General features: G+C 34.5%; 20 protein-coding genes. 8 read left to right on the plus strand and 12 right to left on the minus strand.

The annotated features are described in order from the left end of the window. Nucleotides 1–193: 193 nt before the first annotated feature. The 4 genes from QWT87_RS16960 to QWT87_RS16975 all read right to left on the minus strand — a co-directional run bounded on the left by QWT87_RS16960 (nt 194) and on the right by QWT87_RS16975 (nt 3728). Nucleotides 194–379 carry a DUF6496 domain-containing protein gene (locus QWT87_RS16960; RefSeq protein ID WP_302717453.1) on the minus strand — a complete coding sequence of 62 codons (186 nt, stop codon included), beginning with the start codon at nt 377–379 and terminating at the stop codon, nt 194–196. A gap of 12 nt (nt 380–391) precedes the next feature. Next, nucleotides 392–865: a hypothetical protein gene (locus QWT87_RS16965; RefSeq protein WP_302717455.1), complete on the minus strand. Its 474-nt coding sequence runs from the start codon at nt 863–865 to the stop codon at nt 392–394. Between the two features lie 134 nt (nt 866–999). Then, nucleotides 1000–2199 (minus strand): hypothetical protein, encoded by a 1200-nt coding sequence (locus tag QWT87_RS16970; RefSeq protein ID WP_302717457.1) that lies wholly within the window; start codon nt 2197–2199, stop codon nt 1000–1002. Between the two features lie 155 nt (nt 2200–2354). Continuing rightward, entirely contained in the window at nt 2355–3728 is a 1374-nt protein-coding gene (locus QWT87_RS16975; RefSeq protein WP_302717460.1) for a helix-turn-helix domain-containing protein, read from the minus strand. A 257-nt stretch (nt 3729–3985) separates the two neighbouring features. On the opposite strand from QWT87_RS16975, the gene QWT87_RS16980 reads away from it, so the two are divergent. Then, nucleotides 3986–6115, plus strand: coding sequence for a S9 family peptidase (locus QWT87_RS16980; RefSeq protein WP_302717462.1), 2130 nt, complete (start codon nt 3986–3988; stop codon nt 6113–6115). Nucleotides 6116–6166: 51 nt separating this feature from the next. Here the strand turns inward: QWT87_RS16980 and QWT87_RS16985 are convergent, their stop codons facing one another. From QWT87_RS16985 to QWT87_RS17000, 4 genes are read right to left on the minus strand one after another with little or no spacing between them, the layout of a single operon-like run. Continuing rightward, a complete protein-coding gene (locus tag QWT87_RS16985) occupies nt 6167–6472 on the minus strand; it encodes a type II toxin-antitoxin system RelE/ParE family toxin (RefSeq protein ID WP_165763027.1) in 306 nt (101 codons plus the stop codon). Continuing rightward, nucleotides 6459–6704: an addiction module protein gene (locus QWT87_RS16990; RefSeq protein ID WP_302717464.1), complete on the minus strand. Its 246-nt coding sequence runs from the start codon at nt 6702–6704 to the stop codon at nt 6459–6461. The genes QWT87_RS16985 and QWT87_RS16990 overlap by 14 nt, the downstream gene beginning before the upstream one ends. Nucleotides 6705–6719: 15 nt before the next feature. Next, on the minus strand, nt 6720–6998 hold the full coding sequence (locus tag QWT87_RS16995) for a type II toxin-antitoxin system RelE/ParE family toxin (protein WP_302717465.1): 279 nt from the start codon (nt 6996–6998) through the stop codon (nt 6720–6722). Between the two features lie 2 nt (nt 6999–7000). Continuing rightward, the gene (locus tag QWT87_RS17000) at nt 7001–7255 is read right to left on the minus strand and encodes a DUF2281 domain-containing protein (RefSeq protein WP_194304464.1); all 255 of its coding nucleotides are present in this window, start codon (nt 7253–7255) and stop codon (nt 7001–7003) included. Nucleotides 7256–7343: 88 nt separating this feature from the next. On the opposite strand from QWT87_RS17000, the gene QWT87_RS17005 reads away from it, so the two are divergent. The 5 genes from QWT87_RS17005 (at nt 7344) to recG (ending at nt 15292) form a co-directional block, all read left to right on the plus strand. Beyond that, nucleotides 7344–8999, plus strand: a complete 1656-nt coding sequence (locus tag QWT87_RS17005) for a peptide MFS transporter (protein WP_302717466.1) — start codon at nt 7344–7346, stop codon at nt 8997–8999. 133 nt (nt 9000–9132) lie between these two features. Then, nucleotides 9133–10887 carry a peptide MFS transporter gene (locus QWT87_RS17010; RefSeq protein WP_302717467.1) on the plus strand — a complete coding sequence of 585 codons (1755 nt, stop codon included), beginning with the start codon at nt 9133–9135 and terminating at the stop codon, nt 10885–10887. A gap of 139 nt (nt 10888–11026) precedes the next feature. Then, on the plus strand, nt 11027–12562 hold the full coding sequence (locus tag QWT87_RS17015) for a peptide MFS transporter (protein ID WP_302717468.1): 1536 nt from the start codon (nt 11027–11029) through the stop codon (nt 12560–12562). Nucleotides 12563–12603: 41 nt separating this feature from the next. Beyond that, the gene (locus tag QWT87_RS17020) at nt 12604–13137 is read left to right on the plus strand and encodes a thioredoxin family protein (RefSeq protein WP_271160572.1); all 534 of its coding nucleotides are present in this window, start codon (nt 12604–12606) and stop codon (nt 13135–13137) included. 70 nt (nt 13138–13207) lie between these two features. Beyond that, nucleotides 13208–15292, plus strand: a complete 2085-nt coding sequence (recG, locus tag QWT87_RS17025) for an ATP-dependent DNA helicase RecG (RefSeq protein ID WP_302717469.1) — start codon at nt 13208–13210, stop codon at nt 15290–15292. A gap of 574 nt (nt 15293–15866) precedes the next feature. Here the strand turns inward: recG and QWT87_RS17030 are convergent. The 4 genes from QWT87_RS17030 to dapA form a co-directional block, all read right to left on the minus strand. Continuing rightward, nucleotides 15867–16313 (minus strand): response regulator, encoded by a 447-nt coding sequence (locus tag QWT87_RS17030; protein WP_302717470.1) that lies wholly within the window; start codon nt 16311–16313, stop codon nt 15867–15869. Next, the gene (locus QWT87_RS17035; RefSeq protein ID WP_087708992.1) at nt 16310–16888 is read right to left on the minus strand and encodes a helix-turn-helix domain-containing protein; all 579 of its coding nucleotides are present in this window, start codon (nt 16886–16888) and stop codon (nt 16310–16312) included. The genes QWT87_RS17030 and QWT87_RS17035 overlap by 4 nt, the downstream gene beginning before the upstream one ends. Before the next feature lie 295 nt (nt 16889–17183). After that, nucleotides 17184–17681: a GNAT family N-acetyltransferase gene (locus QWT87_RS17040; RefSeq protein ID WP_302717471.1), complete on the minus strand. Its 498-nt coding sequence runs from the start codon at nt 17679–17681 to the stop codon at nt 17184–17186. Between the two features lie 123 nt (nt 17682–17804). After that, on the minus strand, nt 17805–18677 hold the full coding sequence (gene dapA / locus QWT87_RS17045) for a 4-hydroxy-tetrahydrodipicolinate synthase (protein ID WP_288458429.1): 873 nt from the start codon (nt 18675–18677) through the stop codon (nt 17805–17807). Between the two features lie 187 nt (nt 18678–18864). On the opposite strand from dapA, the gene QWT87_RS17050 reads away from it, so the two are divergent. Both QWT87_RS17050 and QWT87_RS17055 read left to right on the plus strand, forming a co-directional pair. Further along, nucleotides 18865–19632 (plus strand): 5'-nucleotidase C-terminal domain-containing protein, encoded by a 768-nt coding sequence (locus QWT87_RS17050; RefSeq protein WP_302717472.1) that lies wholly within the window; start codon nt 18865–18867, stop codon nt 19630–19632. Continuing rightward, on the plus strand, nt 19632–20582 hold the full coding sequence (locus QWT87_RS17055) for a bifunctional metallophosphatase/5'-nucleotidase (RefSeq protein WP_302717473.1): 951 nt from the start codon (nt 19632–19634) through the stop codon (nt 20580–20582). Before QWT87_RS17050 ends, QWT87_RS17055 begins: the two co-directional genes overlap by 1 nt. Nucleotides 20583–20584: the final 2 nt, after the last annotated feature.

The raw sequence follows: 20584 nt of genomic DNA on the forward strand, positions 1-20584 counted from the left end.
TTGTTAATTGTTAATAAGCTTTTAAACCATTAAGGTCGATTTAAGAAGTTAAGCATTATTTAAGTTTTGATGACGCTATATTAAATCAGAAATGATAAATCTTAAAGAAACCTAACTTCTTAATCAATTTTAATGGTACAAAATATGAAACAAACAAGGCTCGGAAAAATTTTCCAAGCCTTGTTTATTTAGGTTAATCTTTTATCTTTTTAGGGACTTTTAAGCCCTCGTGTTTCGCTTCAGAAATTCCGATGGCGACTGCCTGTTTTCTGCTCGTCACTTTTTCGCCGGAAGAAGATTTCAGTTTTCCTTCCTTGAATTCATGCATTACTTTTCCTACTTTGTCCTGAGCTTTTTCTGAATATTTTGTCTTGCTCATTGTATTAATATTTTATGATTTTGGTAAAGAAACTCCGATTTCGTAAACCTGAGCGTGCTTCAGATATTTAGAACGCTCTCTGGAAGTTACCGATTCGAAATGACCATTTTTAATTACTACAATCGGGTCTTCTGTATTTTCAATTTCAAAATTGGCAATGTATCTTTCATCCGGTGGAGACTGCTGTAGTTTTGCTTTAATTTTCTGCAGTTCATCGGCATATTTTCTGAATCCGGGATCTGATGAATGGATAAATTTATATTCCTCTCCCGCATCTACAAAATAGTGCAGCTGTTTTTCCAGCAATCCCGCTTCATTACTGATTTCAGGGTTATCATTCCCATCTTTAAAGCCAACTTCTACCAGTTCCCCTCCTTTTTTATCAGCACATTCCTGTGCGTCTTTATAACTTGAAAATCCTGTATATACTATTTTATCGTCCAGTTCGTATCGGTTCAGTTTTTGGTTAAAAGCATTCGTTTCCATAATTATATTTTAATTTGATTGTTATGGATACATCCAATTTTCTGCCAAACCCTATGTATATAAAAAAACATTCTTAAAAAAGAATGTTTTACAGGGATTAGTTTTGTATTTTTAGAATCAGAAGATCATTCGAGTTAAAGGGCGGTTACACTAAAGAAGGCCTTATGAGCAACACCAGTTGAATAAGTGAATTCAGGCGGAAAAGACTGTCCTCCATTAGGAAATGCGGCACTCGTTACATTAAATCCACTCAGAAAGACAACTAAATTTAAAGTATCTCCTTCATTTAAAGCGACCATTCCGTTCAATCCCAGTGTATATCGTAAAGTAAGATCAGGAGTTGCATATCTAATTGTAGAAGTATCAATTATATTAATACCTGAGCTTGGATTACCCGAAGTACAATTCTTCCTAATTTCCAGATTCACAGGATAATAATAATTGGGTGTATTTATAGCCGGAGCAGCGTTCGGAACTATGTATGCCGTTATTAAGTAGTTTCCGGTAACCGGTGCTGTGTATGTCCCGTTTGTAACGTTAAAAACATTGTTTGGATCGGTAACTGTAGTGTCAAATTTCTGAAAAAATCTTAAAGAGAGAATCGCATTAGCAGGTGGATTTACATCAACTTTTTCATTATTTGGAGTTTTATAAGCTATAGATGCGAAAGAGTTAGAAGTAGGACTAAGAATAGGTGCCCACCTTGTATTGCCGCCAGCAGCTACCATCAATACTTGCCCAGGGACTGGATCATTACTTGGCAGTGTAAAGGTTCTATCGAGAATTAATTCATCCGGTGCTATTACAGTTACTTTATTAACTCCCTTAGTACTATTTTCGTAAAATTTTATTGATGAAGCTCCTCCCTCATTCGAAGATAATGAAATGTTTCCTTTTACATCGAGTGTCTCTGTGGGAAGATCGTTATTTATTCCCACATTTCCATTGGAAGTTACCATAATTCTGGAAGTACCGTTGGTCTGCAATTTGAAATCATGCAGTGTTGTTGTACCAAACGATGCTGCACCACCGCCAAGATATGATCTTAAGCTAATTGTTCCGTTTGTATTATTTATCCCAAAGCTGTTATCCGGAGTCGTAATGGTTAATTTCGTATTGGGTGTTGATGTTCCTATCCCCACTTTTCCATCGTTGGCAACTGTAAAATCATTGAGTTGCTGTGAAGCAGACGGAACTCCAAGCGCAGGATTATCTTTAGCACCATCTACATGAAAAGTTCCCTGAGGATTTGCATTATTAACCCCCACTTGAGAGAATGATAATAATGGAAGTAAAATCCCAATCATAATCATAATAATTGTTTTGTTCTTCATAGTTTTTTAATTTAAAAGTTATCTCAGTGTTTTTAAAAAAAGTTTGCTTTGTAAAGTTATAAACTTTGTAAAAAGCTATAGCACTGCATTTACACTGCAACACACTAAAAAAATGAAAATCAAATATTTAAGAATTAAAAAAAATTAAAGGAATACTATCTATTGATGACCCATTTATTAAAATCAACATCCGGATCGAGACCAATTTTTTTTCGCAATCTGTATTTTTTAGACTCTACGGTTCTTATCGAAATATGAGCATATTCTGCAATTTCTTTATTGGAAAACTTTAATTTTATCAAAGCGAGAAACTTCATATCATTATTTGTGAGATGAGGAAATTCTGACAGAAGATTGTTATAAAAATCGGAATACAGTTCTTTAAATTTAATTAAAAAGCAAGGATCATCATCTATGGCGAGATGTACAACATCTTCAATTGGTACAGCAAGTTTTTTCTTTAAATCATCTGTCTCGTTAAGCTTTTGATCGATAATGTTATTTTTTTCCTTTTCTTTTTTTGTAAAAATCTTTGTCAGTATGAGAATAGTAATTGTACTTATGGCAATAATGGCAGCAATAATATAATAAAAACTGTATCTATTCTTTTTATTCTGCTCATTCTGATCGCTGAGGCGTTTTTCCAGTTCTTCCAAAGGAAGATAAGATTGTTTTTTTTCTGCCAAAATCAAGCTGTCATTCAATGCAGTATACTTTCCCATATACTCATTTTCTTTTTGAAGATTATCCAGATTTCCATATGCTTCATACAAAAGCTTATATGTTTCCAAATCTACTTTATAGAAATTTTTATTTTTAGTAAGCTCAAGAGATTGAAAAAGATATTTTAAGGCTTTTTTATTTTCTCCTTTCTTGATGTATACCTTTCCGTAGGCCTGCAATACAATGGATTTATCTTTGTTGGAAGCATCTTTAGCCAAAGACATTTTATTAGCCTTATCAATAAAATACTTTGCAGAATCCACATAGCCTTTTTTCAGATGTCTGTTTGCTATTGTTACATACAGCATCGGCGAGATCATACATTTTCTTTCATTATTATATACCGAATCCATTTGGTTTAAAGACTCAAAACTTGATCTTTTGCCTTCATAAATACTGTATCTGAATTTATTTTGCAGATTTTCATCATCAATCTTATAAACATAATTTAATGACTGATTAAATTTTTTGATAGCCTGCTGATAAAGCTGAACACCATGATAATAGGTTCCGTAGAGAAGATTCAGCTTTGCCTGTAATTCGGCGCTGTTAAAATATTTCAGTTTTTCTTCAGCTTTATTTAAAAAATAAAAACATTCTTTCGGTCTGTTAATTTCTTGATACATCTCAGCTAAATTGAGATAACCGGTAATTTCACCTTTCAAATAATTAATCTTTCGGGATTTATCGATACTACTTTTCTGAAGAATAATTCTATTTCTAAAATCTTCTGAATTATTTTCTGTTATAAGGATATTTTTCTGTATTTCATCAATCTCTGAAGAAGACGATACTTGTGCCTGCATTTTTAATGTAAGCATAATGGGTATGAGAACAAAATAAATTTTGTTCTCAATAAGGGAAAATTTCATTTATATCTCAGTTTTTCACAAAAATAATACTTTATGTGGTAACTTTTAACAAAAAATGATTAATGAAATAATTTATTCTGTGAATAATTAATAATAAAAAAATTATTAATATTATAAAAATTCATGTTAGTTTCTTTTATATTGTCATCTTAGTAAAGAATTATTAAATTTGAAATCTTTTAAAATTAGAAATGAAAAAATTCTTACTAACGCTTACAGTTGCTGTGGCATTTCAAAGTTTATCCGCTCAGGAAATTACTTTAGATAAAATATATTCAGGATATTACCGCGGAAAAGGCATTGCCGGAATTACCTCCATGAAAAACGGTGAAAATTATCTGGTTATCGAACAGGGAGGAATTGCAAAATATTCTTACAAAACTTCTCAAAAAGAAGGAAACCTTGTGGATGGACAGTTCCAGAGCTATGAATTTTCTGATGATGAATCTAAAATTTTGTTACTGAAAGACAGTGAACCGATTTACAGACATTCGTTTTTAGGAAAATATGAAGTAAAAGATCTGAAATCCGGAAAAACAGTAAGTCTTAATGAAGGAAAATTTGTTCAGGAGCCAAGATTCTCACCGGATGCTACAAAAGTGGCTTTCATTGCAGATAATAATCTGTTTTATCAGGATCTGAACTCAGGAAAAATCACACAGATTACTCAGCATGGTGTTAAAAATAAAATTTTAAACGGACTTGCAGACTGGGTTTATGAAGAAGAATTCGGACACGCAAGACTGTACGAATGGACAAAAAACTCGGATGCGATTCTTTTCGTAAAATTAGACGAAACGGAAGTTCCGGAAATCTATATTCCGATTTATGGAAAAACGCTTTATCCAAGCGAAATGCGTTACAAATATCCAAAAGCAGGAGAAAAAAACTCTGTTGCTTCAGCACATATTTATCAGTTGAGTGACGGTAAAAAGACAACCGTTAATTTAGACAGTTTCAAGCATTATTATATTCCGAATGTAATTCAGACGGCAAAACCGGACGAAATTGTTTTAATTACTTCAGACAGAATTCAGAACGCTTCTGATGTTTTAAAAGTAAATACAAAAACAGGAGCTGTACAGAAATTATTCACCGAAACCGATGAAAAATGGATCGATACAGACAGCCCGACTCTGGAATTTTTAGAGGACAATTCTTTCCTTTGGGGCTCCGAAAGAGACGGTAACCGCCATTTATACTGGTACGACAAAGATGGTAAACTGAAAAAACAGGTTACGAAAGGAAACTGGGAAGTAACAGATTATTACGGATTTAATCCAAAATCAAAGGAGATCTACATTCAGACCACAGAAAAAGGAAGCATCAACAAAGTAGTTTCCAAAGTAAATATCGAAAACGGAAAATCCCAGTTGATTTCAAATGCGGAAGGAAATAATTCTGCCAATTTCAGCAAAAACTATAATTATTTCATCGAAACCTCATCTACGGCTGCAAAACCTTATATTTATGTTTTAAAGGACGGAAACGGTAAAACGGTAAAAGAACTTCAGAATAATGAAGCTCAGCTACAGAAATTAAAAGCTGATAATTTCGTAGAAAAAGAATTTATTACGATTCCGAATGAAGCGGGAGATCAGATGAATGCATGGATCATCAAGCCTAAAAACTTTGATAAAAACAAAAAATATCCATTGTTTATGTTCCAGTATTCTGGTCCCGGTTCTCAGCAGGTTGCCAATTCATGGGATAACGGAAACGGAATCTGGTTTGAAATGCTTGCTCAGAAAGGATATATCGTAGCTTGTGTCGACGGACGCGGAACAGGTTATAAAGGCGCTAAATTCAAGAAAGTAACGTACATGAATTTAGGGAAATATGAAATTGAAGATCAGATTGCGGCAGCAAAATGGTTCGGAAATCAATCATACATTGATAAATCCAGAATCGGAATGTTCGGATGGAGTTTCGGAGGGTATATGACGAGTCTGGCAATGACAAAAGGAGCCGATGTTTTCAAAATGGGAATCGCAGTGGCGCCGGTAACGAACTGGAGATATTATGATTCTGTTTACACGGAAAGATTCATGAGAACACCACAGGAAAATCCGGACGGATACGATAAAAATTCACCGACTGAATATGCGAATTTATTGAAAGGGAAATTCTTATTAATTCACGGAACTGCCGATGATAATGTACATTTCCAAAATTCAATGGAATTCTCGGAAGCTTTGATCCAGAACAAAAAACAGTTTGATTTTATGGCTTATCCGGATAAAAACCACGGAATTTATGGCGGACAGACAAGACCACAACTGTATCAGAAAATGACTGATTTTATTTTGGAGAATTTATAATTCGAAAATTTAAGCATAAAAAATCCGGATCTAAAGTTTAGATTCGGATTTTTATTTTCTGTCTTCTAATTGTTTTGTATTTCTGGAGGTATGAAAAACTGAGTATATTTCAATTATATTTTCTTCTGCGTTGTAAGAATAATGAATTCCAAAGGGAAATTTCTTTAAAAATGCTATCCTATAATTTTCATACCTAGTTTCACAAGCAAGAGGGTTTTCAGAAATATATTTTACTTTTTCTTTAAAATCTTTTAAAAATATCCAAATTAATTTCTTATTTAGCCTATTATACCAATCCGAAATTTCTTTTAAATCAAAATTCGCATTTTTAGAGATAACAATTTTAGCTTTCTTCATCAAATATTTTTTTCTCAAAACTTTCAATAAAGTCGTCAAAATCCAAAAGGGATTCCGGATTTTCTTTTGCATATTGAGCTCTTCTTTTTACTTCCTCCTTCTGCCAATTAGGAATGGAGAAGTCTTCCTCAATAGTTACTGATATTGGCTTGTTTTTAAATGCAGCTTTTATACTTTTAATTAAATCTTCATTAATTTCATCCGCAGAGGATAAATGAAATACTGTATTCATATTCGGTTTATTAAATTAATAAAAATGAAAACTTCGGTTATCAATAATCGTTACAAGGAAAATTTTATTGTTTATTTCCTGATAGATTAAAGAATTGTTTTCATCAATCATACATTTTCTTAAATTAAGTATCTTAGATTTTGGGCAAATCGCAGCATTACTTTTCAGATTATCAATCAATCTATTAAAATGATTTTCAAATCTTTCGATTTCTTTAATTGTCCAGTTTTCAAACAAATAATCAATTACCTTTAAATAATTCTTTAAAGTTTCTTCAGACCAAATAATTTCCATTATTATTTCTTTGAAGCAATATAATCTTTGATTTTCTTCTGAGCAGATTCATGACTTAAAGTTCTGTCGTTTTCTATGTCATCAACTCCTTTTTTTATTGATTCTCTTTGAGGCTCGGATATTATTCCCGACCAATCATTTTCATCTGTTCTGTTATATTTTGTCTTCAAAAAATCAATAAAATCATTCACCTCTTCATAAAAATTTTCAGGAAGTGTTCTGATATTGTCTTCTAAATCTTTTAACGTAATTTCCATTTTCTTCATCTTTATTTCCATCAAAGTTAATAAAATTCGATTATTATTTTTAAAATTCTATATTTGTGAAATTTGAAATTTGTAAACTATGAAGACTAAACATCCTAAAGGATTGCCTTTCCTCTTCTTTACGGAAATGTGGGAGCGTTTCGGGTACTATCTTATCCTCGGAATTTTTGTATTGTATGTAATTGAACCTACCGGAGCAAAAGGCGGTCTCGGACTTCCCGACAAAACCGCAGACGATATTTTCGGAACCTATATTGCTTTAACGTATTTAACTCCTTTTATCGGAGGATTTCTTGCGGACAGAGTTTTAGGATACATCAAATCCATTTATATCGGAGGCGTTCTGATGGCTGCAGGATATATCGGAATGGGGATTTTTAAAGATCTTACTTTATTTTATTCTTCTTTAGCGCTCATTATCATCGGAAACGGTTTCTTTAAACCTACTATTTCTACTTTGCTTGGAAATCTATATTCCGAAGAACCTTATAAAGCCAATAAAGATTCCGGATACAATATTTTTTACATGGGAATCAACATCGGCGCATTTATCTGCAACATTATTGCGGCTTTTATGCGAAACAAATTCGGTTGGGGTGAAGCCTTCATCACTGCCGGAGTCGGAATGCTAGTCGGATTAATTATCTTTACCATCGGAAGAAAACACTACATTCATGCCGCTCAGATGAAGCCTGTTCAGGAAGGAGATACCAAACTTTCTGAAATATTAATGAAGGTCTTTTTACCTGCTATTATTGCAGGTGCAATCGGCTGGATCATTCCCGGAAATATTTTCGGAAGCGACAATACAGATGCATTTATTTTTGCCTGCATTCCTGTTATTTACTTCTATGCTTCCCTTTATTTTAAGGCAAAACCGGACGAAAAATCGTCTATCGGAGCCTTATTATCGGTTTTCCTCATCAGTATGTTCTTTTGGGCAGTTTTCAAACAAAACGGAACCGCTTTAACGAGATGGGCAAATTATTACACCGACAGAAGTGTACCTGCCTCCATGGAAAAACCTTTGGAAAGCATTTACATGGTAGACGGAAAAAGTTATGAAGACAAAGAAGTTCCTGTTTACGACGAACAGTTTCAGTCTCAGAAAGATAAGGATGGGAACACAATAAAAGTTCAGGGAAAAGATGTTTATTTTAAAAATATTTCTCCCGAGCAACGAGTAGAACTGGAGAAAAATCCTCAGGCGAAAACCTATCTTTACAATACAGAATTGTTTCAGTCCATCAATCCGTTTTGGGTAATCGCTTTAACGCCTGTTGTGGTTGGTTTCTGGGCATTATTAAGACGAAAAGGAAAAGAGCCTTTAACGCCTACAAAAATTGTTTTGGGACTTTTCATTTCAGGATTATCTTGTCTGGTTATGGTTTTGGCAGTCTGGGCAGGAGATAACGGAGCCGTAAAAGTTTCGCCGTGGTGGCTGGTTGCAAGTTACGGAGTCATTACCGTAGGAGAATTATGTCTTTCACCCATGGGATTATCCTTCGTTTCCAAACTTTCTCCTGCAAGAATTACAGCATTGATGATGGGCGGATTTTTCCTTGCCAACTCCGTAGGAAACAAACTTTCAGGAATTTTAGCCAGTACATGGTATAATTACGACAATAAAATGAATTACTTTTTAGTGAACTTTGCTTTACTGATCTTTGCAACCCTTTTAGGTTTATCCATGCTGAAAAGACTAAACAAAATCATGAAAGAAAAAGGGCATTAATCCCTGTTCACAATACAGAAAAGCAAGCTGCGGAATTATTCTGCGGCTTTTTTATTTAAATATAAAATTAAAACCTTGCTGAAAACACAAAAAAAACTATATTTGTCAGTCTTAACAAAAATTAACAATAAAAATGGATAATACTGAAGCATTGAGTCCGAAACCGGATGAATTTGTAGAGAACAAGAATTCCAGACATCCGAAAGGGTTATGGGTTCTTTTCGGAACAGAAATGTGGGAGCGTTTCAACTTTTATGGAATGAGAGCTTTATTAACGCTCTTCATGGTAAATTCCTTATTGATAAAAGAAGCTGATGCAGCAATCATCTATGGTGGATTTTTAGCTTTATGTTATCTTACTCCGCTTTTGGGAGGTTTCATCGCCGACAAATATATCGGTAACAGAAACGCAATTCTTATCGGAGGAACATTAATGGCAATTGGCCAGTTTTTGCTTTTCATTAGTGCTTCTACCTTTTCAGGAAGCTTAGACAGTGCAAAAATGTTTATGTGGCTTGCTCTTTTCATCATCATTTTCGGTAACGGATTTTTCAAACCGAATATTTCTTCGATGGTAGGAAGCCTTTATCCGAAACAGGAAAAATCAAAACTGGACTCTGCTTTCACGATTTTCTATATGGGAATCAACATTGGAGCATTCTTAGGACAGTTTATCTGTCCATATGTAGGAGACGTAAAAGATGCGACAACCGGTGTAAGAGATATTTTCGCCTTCAAATGGGGATTCTTAGCCGCTTCCATTGCAATGGTAATTGGTACCATTACTTTCTTTATTCTTAAAAACAAATATGTAGTTACACCGGAAGGAAGACCTATCGGTGGACTTCCGAAAAACAATACAAGCGCAGATTTTGAAGAAGGAGAAACGCAGACTGCTAAATTCTCAGGATCCGCTTTAGGAATTACAGGAGGATTATTCGTTATTCTTTTCTTTGCTTTCAGATATCTTTTGGTAGGAGAATTCGGGTTTAATGCCGTAGAAATGGGACAGCTTATTAAAGGAATTATTTATCCTTTCATTTATGCAGCAGGGATTTCTCTTGCATTCCTGATCATGAGTTCTGCCGAAAATAAAGTAGAAAGACAGAGAATCTGGGTAATCTATATCGTGTCATTCTTCATTATTTTCTTCTGGGCTGCTTTCGAACAGGCCGGATCTTCATTAACATTTATCGCTGATAATCAAACCGACAGAAACATCTTAGGTTGGAATATGCCTCCTTCAATGGTACAGATTTTCAACGGTATTTTCGTTGTTGCTTTGGCGGTTCCTTTCAGTTTGATCTGGGACAAATTAAGAGCTAAAGGAAAAGAACCGGTTTCCCCGATGAAGCAGGCAATGGGACTTGCTCTGATCGCATTAAGTTACTTCATCATTGCACATAACGTAAAAGATTTAGGAAACTCAGGATTATTGGCAATCAAATGGTTAATGTTACTTTATTTCATTCAGACTTGTGGTGAACTTTGTTTATCTCCAATCGGATTGTCTTTGGTAGGTAAACTGGCTCCAAAAAGATTTGCATCCTTATTATACGGAGTATTCTTTATTTCCAATGCAGCAGGTTATGCTTTAGCAGGTTCTTTGGGAGCATTGATTCCTGCAACGGGAGATAAATTCTCTAAAGCACAGGAAATGGGAATTAATCTTCAGGATGTTTTAGATAAAAAAGTAACGTTAAATGCAGATCAGGTAGCTGCTTTCGAAAAGGCACAGTTGCCGTTGGCAAATCCGACTTTTGTAGGATTTGAGATCCACAACTTATTTGAATTCTTCATGGTATTCGTTGTTCTTTGTGGTATCGCAGCTGTAATTTTAGCATTAATTTCACCAATCTTAAAGAAAATGATGCACGGTGTAAACTAATCTGCATCAAATAAAATAAATTAAAAACCTCCGCTAAGTCGGAGGTTTTTTATATTTTAGTATGTTCATCCGTTGAGACGTCACTGTGATGGATTACATAGACTGAAAATATAATTAAAATTTAATCATATAAACAATTATGAGTTTAACTTTAGACGAAATACAAAATTTTAAAGGGAAATATCCAAAACAGATCTGGAGCCTTTTCTTTTCCGAAATGTGGGAACGCTTCTGCTTCTACGGAATGAGAGGAATGCTTGTCTTTTTCATGATCTCGCAGCTTAATTTTCATGAAAGTGAAGCCAATCTTCAATATGGTGCAACGCAGGCTTTCGTCTATGCTTTTACCTTTATCGGAGGTTTATTTGCAGATAAAATTTTAGGTTTCAGAAAATCTTTGTTTTGGGGTGGACTTTTAATGATTGTCGGAAGTTTAATTCTTGCAACAGATCCTCATAAGTTTTTCTTTCTGGGAATCGCGTTTACTGTAGTGGGAACAGGGTTCTTTAAACCCAACATTTCATCAATGGTCGGTCAGCTATACAAACCAAATGATGAAAGAGCTGATGCAGGTTTTTCATTATTTTATGCAGGAATCAATTTAGGTGCATTATTAGGCGGATATACATGTATTTCAATTGGTAAGGTTGGATATATAGAGTTAGGAGCATGGCAATTAGGAAAAGGATTAATTCCTTCAGAATTTCAATGGAATATAGCTTTTGGATTAGCCGCTTTTGTAATGGTTATCAGTTTAATTAATTTTGTTTTTACCCAGAGAAGCTTAGGAACGATCGGACTTCAGCCCGGTCATCCTGAAAATGAGGTAAAGTCCTCACCTATCCCAAAATGGCAGGAATATGGAGTATATGCATTGTCATTAATCTTTGTTCCGATTATCATGGTGATGGTTGCCAAAACAGAATATACGGATTATTTTATGTGGACAATAGGACCGCTTACTCTGATCTATTTATTTTATGAAATGACCAAAGTAACCTCTGCTGAACGTAATAAACTTTGGGCAGCATTGGTGTTCATCCTGTTTTCCATTTTATTCTGGGGAATTTATGAGCAAAGCGGAGGTTCATTAAGCATTTTCGCAGCAAAAAATTTAAATAAAGATTTATTGGGATTGGATCCGAATGGCGTTAATAATTCCGGAGGTGCATTCTTTATTATCTTTTTAGCTCCTTTAATCGGATTACTTTGGATTTGGCTGGGTAAAAGAAAAATTGAACCAAACACCATTATTAAATTTGGTTTGGGATTCATTTTCTTAGGTTTAGGATACTATATTTTGTTCGCAACTAGACTTTTTGCCAATCTTCAGGGGATTACCTCTCTTAATTTCTTTACCATCGCTTTACTCGTTATCACTCTGGGAGAACTATGCCTCTCTCCTATCGGATTATCCATCATGACGAAACTTTCCACGAAAAATCTTCAGGGAATGATGATGGGAATGTGGTTTCTGGCTTCGGCTTACGGACAGTACGTGGCAGGAATTATCGGGGCAGGTTTGGCGACTGCAAAAGAAGGTTCTACCAACTATGATGCTTTGATCACTTATACCGATGGATATAAACAATTGGGATTGTACGCGGTAATTGCCGGAGTGGTATTAATTTTGATTTCCCCGCTTGTGAAAAAATTAATGCAGGATGTAAAATAAAAAGAAGTAAATGCTTACATTTACTTCAAAAATACCAAATCATGAAGAAAATTATAAGTTTAATAGCACTCTTTTTAGTCACTTTCAGTTTTGCGCAGGTAAAATGGATGACGATTGAAGAAGCACTGAAAGCACAGAAAGAAAATCCTAAAAAAATTCTCATCGATTTTTACGCAGACTGGTGCGCTCCGTGTAAGATCATGGATAAAAAAACATACGGACATCAGGTAATTGCTGATATGCTGAATGAAAGTTATTATCCGGTAAAATTCAATGCGGAAGATAAAAAGGAGATCGAAATTTTTGGAAGAAAGTTTTCTAATCCGAATACAGAACATAAGAAAGGAAGAAATTCCTTACACGAATTCACTCAGTATATGAATGTTGCAGCCGTTCCGAGTACGGTTTTTCTGGATGAAAGCGGTAATCCAATCACCATTTTGCAGGGAGAATTATCCGCAAAGGAATTAGAACCTTATCTGGAATTTATTTCTAAAGATCTTTTCAAGAAAATCCGTTCGCGGGAGCAGTGGGAAGATTATCAGAAAAAATTTAAATCTAAAATAAAAGAATAAAAATACAGGCTTTCAGCAATGAGAGCCTTTTTTAATTTCTAATTTTTCCCGAAATTCGTGGCTCCTAAAAATGAATTTAGAAACCTCCATAGAATACGTAAAAGGAATCGGTCCGGAAAAAGCCAAACTCATCAAAAGCGTTCTGGGAATTTCCACCGTGGAAGATCTCCTGAATTTCTACCCGCTCCGTTATCTGGATAAGAGCAAAGTTCATAAAATTTCGCAGCTTGGAGACGTTTCCACAGACGTGCAACTGAAAGGGAAAATCACCAACATTCAGGAAATACAGACCGGAAAAACCAAAAGGCTTTCTGCGAAATTCAATGATGATACAGGATCGATGGATCTGGTTTGGTTTCAGTATTCAAAATGGCTGAAAGAACAGCTTCCTGTGAATAAAGAAGTTTTTATTTTCGGGAAAATCAATGTTTTCAACAACCAGTTTTCTATGCCGCATCCCGAAATAGAAATTGAAGAAAAGAAAGATTCCGAAAACCGTTTAAGACCCATTTATCCAAGTTCGGAAAAACTGACCAAAAGAGGACTGAATCAAAGATTTTTTCAGGTAGTTTTACGAAATGTCTGCAAAGAAATCCCGAATCTTATTCATGAGAATTTTCCGGATTATCTGATGAAGGCATTTAAGTTTTTATCAAGGCAGCACACCTATCTCAATATTCATTTTCCGAAGGATATGGAGCATTTTGAGAAAGCCGATTACCGTTTAAAATTTGAAGAATCATTTTTCTTTCAGTTAGGATTCGGGCTGAAAAAACTTCACCACAAAAGTCATACCGCAGGAAACCCTTTCCCCATCGTTGGAGATTATTTTAATGATTTTTATGAAAATCATCTTCCGTTTGATTTAACGGGAGCTCAGAAAAGAGTACTCAAAGAAATCCGGATGGATATGAAACGTCCGATCCAGATGAACCGTCTTTTGCAGGGAGATGTAGGTTCCGGAAAAACCATGGTTGCTCTTTTAACGATGCTAATTGCGAAAGACAACGGTTTCCAGAGCTGCATCATGGCTCCTACGGAAATTCTTGCTCAGCAACATTATAACGGAATTAAGGAACTTTTAGAAAAGACAGAAGTTAAGATCCGGCTTTTAACAGGTTCTACAAAAAAATCTGAACGGAATAAAATTCATGAAGAACTGGAAAGCGGCGAACTTTCTATTCTTGTGGGAACTCATGCGGTTTTGGAAGATAAAGTGAAATTTAAGAATCTCGGCTTGGCAATCATCGACGAGCAGCATCGGTTTGGTGTGGCACAAAGAGCAAAACTTTGGGCAAAAAATAAAATTCCGCCTCATATTCTGGTCATGACAGCAACGCCGATTCCGAGAACTCTTGCGATGAGTTTTTATTCGGATCTTGATGTCTCGGTTATCGATGAGCTTCCTGTTGGAAGAAAACCCATCATCACGGCTCACAGAAGGGAAAAAGACCGCGCTTATGTTTATAATTTCTGCCGCGAGGAAATCCATAAAGGACGGCAGGTTTATTTTGTGTACCCTTTAATTGAAGAATCTGAAACTTTAGACTACAAAAACCTGATGGAAGGTCTGGAAAATGTGATGGATAATTTCACACACTATAACGTAGCCATGCTCCACGGAAAGATGAAACCGGATGAAAAAGATGCTGCCATGAATTATTTTGCCTCCGGAAAAGCAGAAATTATGGTTGCTACCACCGTAATTGAAGTCGGGGTAAATGTTCCGAACGCCTCGGTTATGGTCATTGAAAGTTCTGAAAGATTCGGGCTTTCTCAGCTTCACCAGCTTCGCGGACGTGTCGGTCGTGGTGCGGAACAGAGTTATTGTATTTTAATGACTTCGGATAAATTGTCTAAAGACAGCAGAACGCGTATTAAAACGATGGTAGAAACCAATGACGGCTTCAAAATTTCTGAGGTAGATATGCAGCTTCGCGGTCCGGGAGATATTTTGGGGACTCAGCAAAGTGGTGTTGTGGATTTTAAAAGGCTGGATCTTGTGAATGATGCTGCCATTATCAAAGCAACAAAAAAGACGATAGAAAAAATACTTGAAGCGGATCCGCTATTATCCAGACCGGAAAACCAGATTATTAAAAATGATTATCTGAGAAATTACAAAGGAAAAAATAAATGGAGTAAAATCTCCTGAAAACAAAAAACCGCGAAAAGATCTTGTCTTCACGCGGTTCCCCCTTATAAAACTGTTATTTGAAGAAAAATTACTTTACTTCTTTAAAATTCACATAAGCCTTTCGCTTAATATTTTGTGATGTGGTGTGATGAATATAGTAATTGTAATGATGTTTAAGCTTAAAAAATGATGTAAAAAAAACAAAATGAATTAAGTTTCCAATTGCTTATTTATAAAAACTAACTAGGTTTCTGACAAAGGATTTGAAAAAATGAAACGATATATTCTCCTTTGGCAGTACTAAGTTTTCATGATTGTACCGTTTTGTTTAAAGATCTTCTGCGCTTTTAATTGGAAATTATTATAATTCATTTTGTTTAACTAACATTGTGATTTATATAATTTTTTTAAAAAACTGAAACAATTTTCATTCTTCATTTATCGTTTTTTGATATGATAAATCTGTGTTCCAATTTTGGTAATTTCTCAAGAGATAATCAATGTATTTCTACTTAATTATCACCTTTGTGTGAGTATTACATTACAAATATAAAAATTTAATTTTAATTCCAAAATAATTTAATCAAATTTTTCACACTTTCATGATAAAATTATTTTTATTGAATCCCGAAGTGTGATATTGCCAGTTTATAGCGATAATCTCACTCACTTTTTTCTTCATATCTGTATAATTATCAGGAAGTTTCATAATAACATTAATTCCTTTTACCAAGAAATCGTCTTCTTCGTCATTTTTAAAATTTTCCGAATAAATAACAATTACAGTATCATTAAATTTCATATGTGATTGTATTACTGAAAAAAAATCAAAATCGTCTTTTACAATAATATCTTTATTAATCCAGAGCATTTCAGGAATCAAAATATCTTCTTCATCCAACAAATCCATCACACATTTTATCTTGTGAAAAGCATTTGTTTTAAGGGCAATTTTTGAGTCCGAAAATATATTTTCAAAAAAGATTCGTTTTCCTTCGTCCTCTTCTACAAGAATTATATTCAGATAATCTTTGGTCATACAGCCTTCAGATATTGTTCGTTGATATGGGATAATTTTCTCCTCAGCGAAATAATTTTCTGGAACTGAGAAGGTGTCATTCCCGTTGTATTTTTAAACTGTGTGCTGAGATGTGCTACACTGGAATAATTTAAGCGGTAAGCGATCTCCGTAAAACTAAGCTTTTTACTGATGATCAGTTCTTTTGCAAACTCTATTTTGCGGATAATGAGGAAATTTTCAATGGAAGTATGCGTAATCTCCGAGAACAGATTCGAAAGATATCCGTAGCTGTGATTGAGTTTTTCGGCAATGTAAATGGAAGCTTTTACAGAGATTCCTTCTTCGGAAGAAATAAGTTCTACAATGGCATCTTTAATTTTTTGTACCAACGCAGCCTTTTGATTTTCAATTATTTCTATTCCGTAATCTTCAAGGTTTTTTTTAAAATTCTTGTGCTGTTCCTGAGTAAGAGATTCATAGAACTCTACTTCTCCGAAATTCAGAAGCCTGTATTTAAGACCGTGCTCCCGAAGTTTCTCATCAAGAATCTTTTTACAGAGGGTATTGAAGTCAAATTTTACGTACATTTTCATCTTTTATATATCCTTTAATGTTTCAATGTAAATATAAAAATTTTATTTCAATTAAAAGTGAAATAATAAAAATCTGCTATTTTTTGCATAAATAAAAAACTCCTGCATTATTAAATACAGGAATTTAAACACTAAGGATGAAAAAAAATATACTGATAAAAAGCCAATAAAGCTTAGCACCAAGCATATGAATGTACTTTTGAAGGTGATTTGGTACAGCAAAGATGCGAAAAATAAATAAATCACATTTTATAGAATTATGTTTAAGATTTATAAAATTCCAATCTTCTTTTCTTTAAAGCTTGAATTCCATCAGGTAATCATCCATTACAAAACCGTCTCCTATATCCAGAACCACCTCATCAAATACTTTAAATCCCTGAGATTCGTAGAAATGTTTAGCGTTATTATCTTTATTCACATTCAGAATAATTCTTTTATCATTACTCTCAGAAATTTTCTTCTTTAAAAAGTTCAGGGCTTCTTTTCCAAAACCTTTTCCTTTACTTTCCGGAACCAGATAGATTCTGTGGAGCTTTGTCGTGGCATCTTCGTAACCGTTTTCATATCCCATGAAACCTTCAAAAGAATGATTATTTTCATCAAAAATTAAAAAATAATGATAATCCGGATTCTTTAAATGGGATGAAATTTCCTCTTCTGAATACATTTTCTCCAACATATAATTAATCTGTTCATTCGAGATAATCCCCTTATATGCACTTTCCCAGGATCTTCTTGCCAAATCCTGAATCATCGGAATATCTTTTTCTGTTGCTTCTGTTAATTTCATTTAATTACATTTTAAAAATTGAAAAAGGTGAAAGAACTGATTCTTTCACCTGATATTTTGGTATCGCTTCAAAATGATGTTATAAATATACAAATCACTGCAAAGCAGATTAATAACTTTCTTTTAAATATTTGCCATTTCAGCTTTAATTTTAGCATGAAGCCCTTCTGAAGCAGCTACTAAAGGAAGTCTCAGATAGTTTTTGATGATTCCCATTTCTGCAAGAATCACTTTAACTCCGCAAGGATTTCCCTCAGCAAAAATCAGTCTTGTGATCTCAACCAGCTTGTTATGAATTTCGTAGGCTTCATCCACTTTTTTATCAAAAGCCAACTGAACCATGGTAGAAAATTCTTTAGGATATGCCTGCCCGATTACAGAAATTACCCCTGCTCCACCTGCCAAAGTTACAGGAAGCGTATATTCATCATCCCCAGAAACCAGATTGAAACCTTCCGGCTTCTTTCTTAAAATATCGAAGTACTGAAGAATATTCGGAGCCGCTTCTTTAATCAGGAATAAATTAGGGAATTCTCTTGCCAAGCGCAGCGTTGTTTCTGCTTCAACATTTTGTCCTGTTCTCGAAGGAACGTTGTAGATAATAATATTTTTTCCGGTTGAAGCCAACATTTTATAATGCTGATAAAGCCCTTCCTGATTGGGTTTGTTGTAATAAGGAGAAACAGAAAGTACTGCAGTAAATTCAGATAGATCTGCTTCTTCAATCTGTTTCTTTACTTCAAGAGTATTGTTTCCGCCGATTCCCAAAACCAAAGGAACACGTTTATTATTAACCTTAATGATATGCTCAATTACCTGTTTCTTTTCCTCAGCAGAAAGCGTTGCAGCCTCCGCTGTAGTTCCCAAAACAACTAAATAACCGGTTCCGTTTTCGATATTGTAGTTTACCAATTTTGTTAAACTTTCGAAATCTACGGATAAATCTTCATTAAAGGGCGTTACCAAAGCAACACCTACTCCTTTTAAAATGCTCATCTGTTAGAATTATTTTTGCCAAATTTAATCATTTGTGAGAAGAATTTCTAATAATTAATAATGTTTTATTATACATATAATTATATTTGCATATACTAAAAGATATAATGGAGTTATCATCTAAATTGTTTATCAATATACAATAGAATGATAATTACCAATACCTTAATAATATAATTGTCGACGTATGAAAAATAAATTCTTGTTATTAGGAATTGCTCTGGCTGCCCTTTCGGCTTGTAAGACGGCTTCATCGGCCTCTTCCATGCAGATTGCAGAGATAAATACCCAGAAAAATATTTCTATTAATAATGAGCTAAAAAATGATGAGGAATTTGTAAAAATTATCGAACCTTACAAGCAAAAACTGGATAAAGAGATGAACCAAAAGATCTCTCACACCAATGTAGATCTTACAAAACAAGGCGATAACAGTAACTTAGGTAATCTTTTAGCAGATTATACTTTCGACGGAGCAGATGTTTGGGCGAAGAAAAATTTACAGAAAAATGTAGATGCAGCCCTCATCAACATCGGAGGAATCCGTACCACGATCGGGAAAGGAGATATTTTACTGAAAAGTGTATTTGAAGTGATGCCTTTTGAAAATGAAGTGATTATCGTAAAAATGAAAGGCAGCGATCTTCAGGGACTTTTTGATTATTATGCAAAACATCAGGTAAACAATCCTGTGTCTCATTTATATATAGAAACCAATAACGGACAGCTAACCAAAACTTTAATCAACGGAAAGACAGTAAATCCTGAACAGGATTATTATATTGCCACTTCAGATTATCTGGCTTTGGGAGGCGACAATATGAAATTCTTCTCGAAAGGGGAAATGATCCCGACAGGAATTAAATTAAGAGATCTTTTTATCGATTATTTTAAGAAAACTCCTGAAGTAGATCCCAATACAGATGTTCGTCTAAATTTTATCGGTAAAAAGTAATGGATAGAAAAAGTTTTTTAAAAACAATAGGTAGCGGAACTTTAGCAATGGCTTTAGCTCCCAATATGATGATGGCGGAAGAATTAAACATTCTTGATTTAAAGTCCGCAACGAAACTTACTATTCTTCACACCAACGATCAGCACAGCAGAATAGAGCCTTTTGACGCAAGCTATACCAAAAATCCCAATCAGGGAGGTTTTGCAAGAAGGGCAGGTTTAATACAACAGATCAGAAATCAGGAAAACAATGTTTTGCTTCTGGATTCCGGAGATATTTTTCAGGGAACTCCTTATTTCAACTTTTTCGGCGGTGAATTGGAGTTTAAATTAATGTCCATGATGAAATATGATGCTTCCACCATGGGAAATCATGATTTTGATAACGGACTGAACGGATTTTTGAAAGTTTTACCCAATGCAAAATTCCCTTTTATCTGTTCAAATTACGATTTTAAAAATACCGTTCTGGACGGAAAAACGTCTCCATACAAAATATTCAATAAAAACGGAATCAAGGTAGGAATTTTCGGAGTGGGCATTCAACTGGACGGACTGGTTGGCAAAAAACAATACGGGGAAACGGTTTACTCCGATCCTGTTGACGTTGCCCAACATTATTCCAACTTCCTGAAAAACGAACAAAAATGTGATCTTGTGATCTGCCTTTCACATATCGGTTACGATTATAAAGACGAACCTAATAAAATAAGTGATAAAATCTTAGCTTCCAAAACAGAAAATATTGATATTATTCTGGGCGGCCATACCCATACTTTCTTACCGGAACCACAGACTTTTACCAACAGAGCAGGCAAAAGTGTTTTGGTAAATCAGGTAGGATGGGCAGGTCTTCTGTTGGGCAGAATAGATTTCTTCTTTGACACTAATAAAAATGTAAAACATATTTCCTGGAACAATCAGGTAATAGACAGCAGCATAATAGCATAAGC

This window comes from Chryseobacterium urinae (genome assembly GCF_030518295.1).
Classification (GTDB): domain Bacteria; phylum Bacteroidota; class Bacteroidia; order Flavobacteriales; family Weeksellaceae; genus Chryseobacterium; species Chryseobacterium mucoviscidosis.

Coding starts and splice junctions, on each gene's coding strand:
- recG (WP_302717469.1), top strand. CDS start 13,208: ATGAATTTAGAAACCTCCATAGAATACGTAAAAGGAATCGGTCCGGAA.
- QWT87_RS17010 (WP_302717467.1), top strand. CDS start 9,133: ATGGATAATACTGAAGCATTGAGTCCGAAACCGGATGAATTTGTAGAG.
- QWT87_RS16970 (WP_302717457.1), bottom strand. CDS start 2,199: ATGAAGAACAAAACAATTATTATGATTATGATTGGGATTTTACTTCCA.
- QWT87_RS16975 (WP_302717460.1), bottom strand. CDS start 3,728: ATGCAGGCACAAGTATCGTCTTCTTCAGAGATTGATGAAATACAGAAA.
- dapA (WP_288458429.1), bottom strand. CDS start 18,677: ATGAGCATTTTAAAAGGAGTAGGTGTTGCTTTGGTAACGCCCTTTAAT.
- QWT87_RS16985 (WP_165763027.1), bottom strand. CDS start 6,472: ATGAAGAAAGCTAAAATTGTTATCTCTAAAAATGCGAATTTTGATTTA.
- QWT87_RS17040 (WP_302717471.1), bottom strand. CDS start 17,681: ATGAAATTAACAGAAGCAACAGAAAAAGATATTCCGATGATTCAGGAT.
- QWT87_RS17050 (WP_302717472.1), top strand. CDS start 18,865: ATGAAAAATAAATTCTTGTTATTAGGAATTGCTCTGGCTGCCCTTTCG.
- QWT87_RS16995 (WP_302717465.1), bottom strand. CDS start 6,998: ATGGAAATTATTTGGTCTGAAGAAACTTTAAAGAATTATTTAAAGGTA.
- QWT87_RS17055 (WP_302717473.1), top strand. CDS start 19,632: ATGGATAGAAAAAGTTTTTTAAAAACAATAGGTAGCGGAACTTTAGCA.
- QWT87_RS16965 (WP_302717455.1), bottom strand. CDS start 865: ATGGAAACGAATGCTTTTAACCAAAAACTGAACCGATACGAACTGGAC.
- QWT87_RS17030 (WP_302717470.1), bottom strand. CDS start 16,313: ATGACCAAAGATTATCTGAATATAATTCTTGTAGAAGAGGACGAAGGA.
- QWT87_RS17035 (WP_087708992.1), bottom strand. CDS start 16,888: ATGAAAATGTACGTAAAATTTGACTTCAATACCCTCTGTAAAAAGATT.
- QWT87_RS16990 (WP_302717464.1), bottom strand. CDS start 6,704: ATGAATACAGTATTTCATTTATCCTCTGCGGATGAAATTAATGAAGAT.
- QWT87_RS17005 (WP_302717466.1), top strand. CDS start 7,344: ATGAAGACTAAACATCCTAAAGGATTGCCTTTCCTCTTCTTTACGGAA.
- QWT87_RS17020 (WP_271160572.1), top strand. CDS start 12,604: ATGAAGAAAATTATAAGTTTAATAGCACTCTTTTTAGTCACTTTCAGT.
- QWT87_RS16960 (WP_302717453.1), bottom strand. CDS start 379: ATGAGCAAGACAAAATATTCAGAAAAAGCTCAGGACAAAGTAGGAAAA.
- QWT87_RS17015 (WP_302717468.1), top strand. CDS start 11,027: ATGAGTTTAACTTTAGACGAAATACAAAATTTTAAAGGGAAATATCCA.
- QWT87_RS17000 (WP_194304464.1), bottom strand. CDS start 7,255: ATGGAAATTACGTTAAAAGATTTAGAAGACAATATCAGAACACTTCCT.
- QWT87_RS16980 (WP_302717462.1), top strand. CDS start 3,986: ATGAAAAAATTCTTACTAACGCTTACAGTTGCTGTGGCATTTCAAAGT.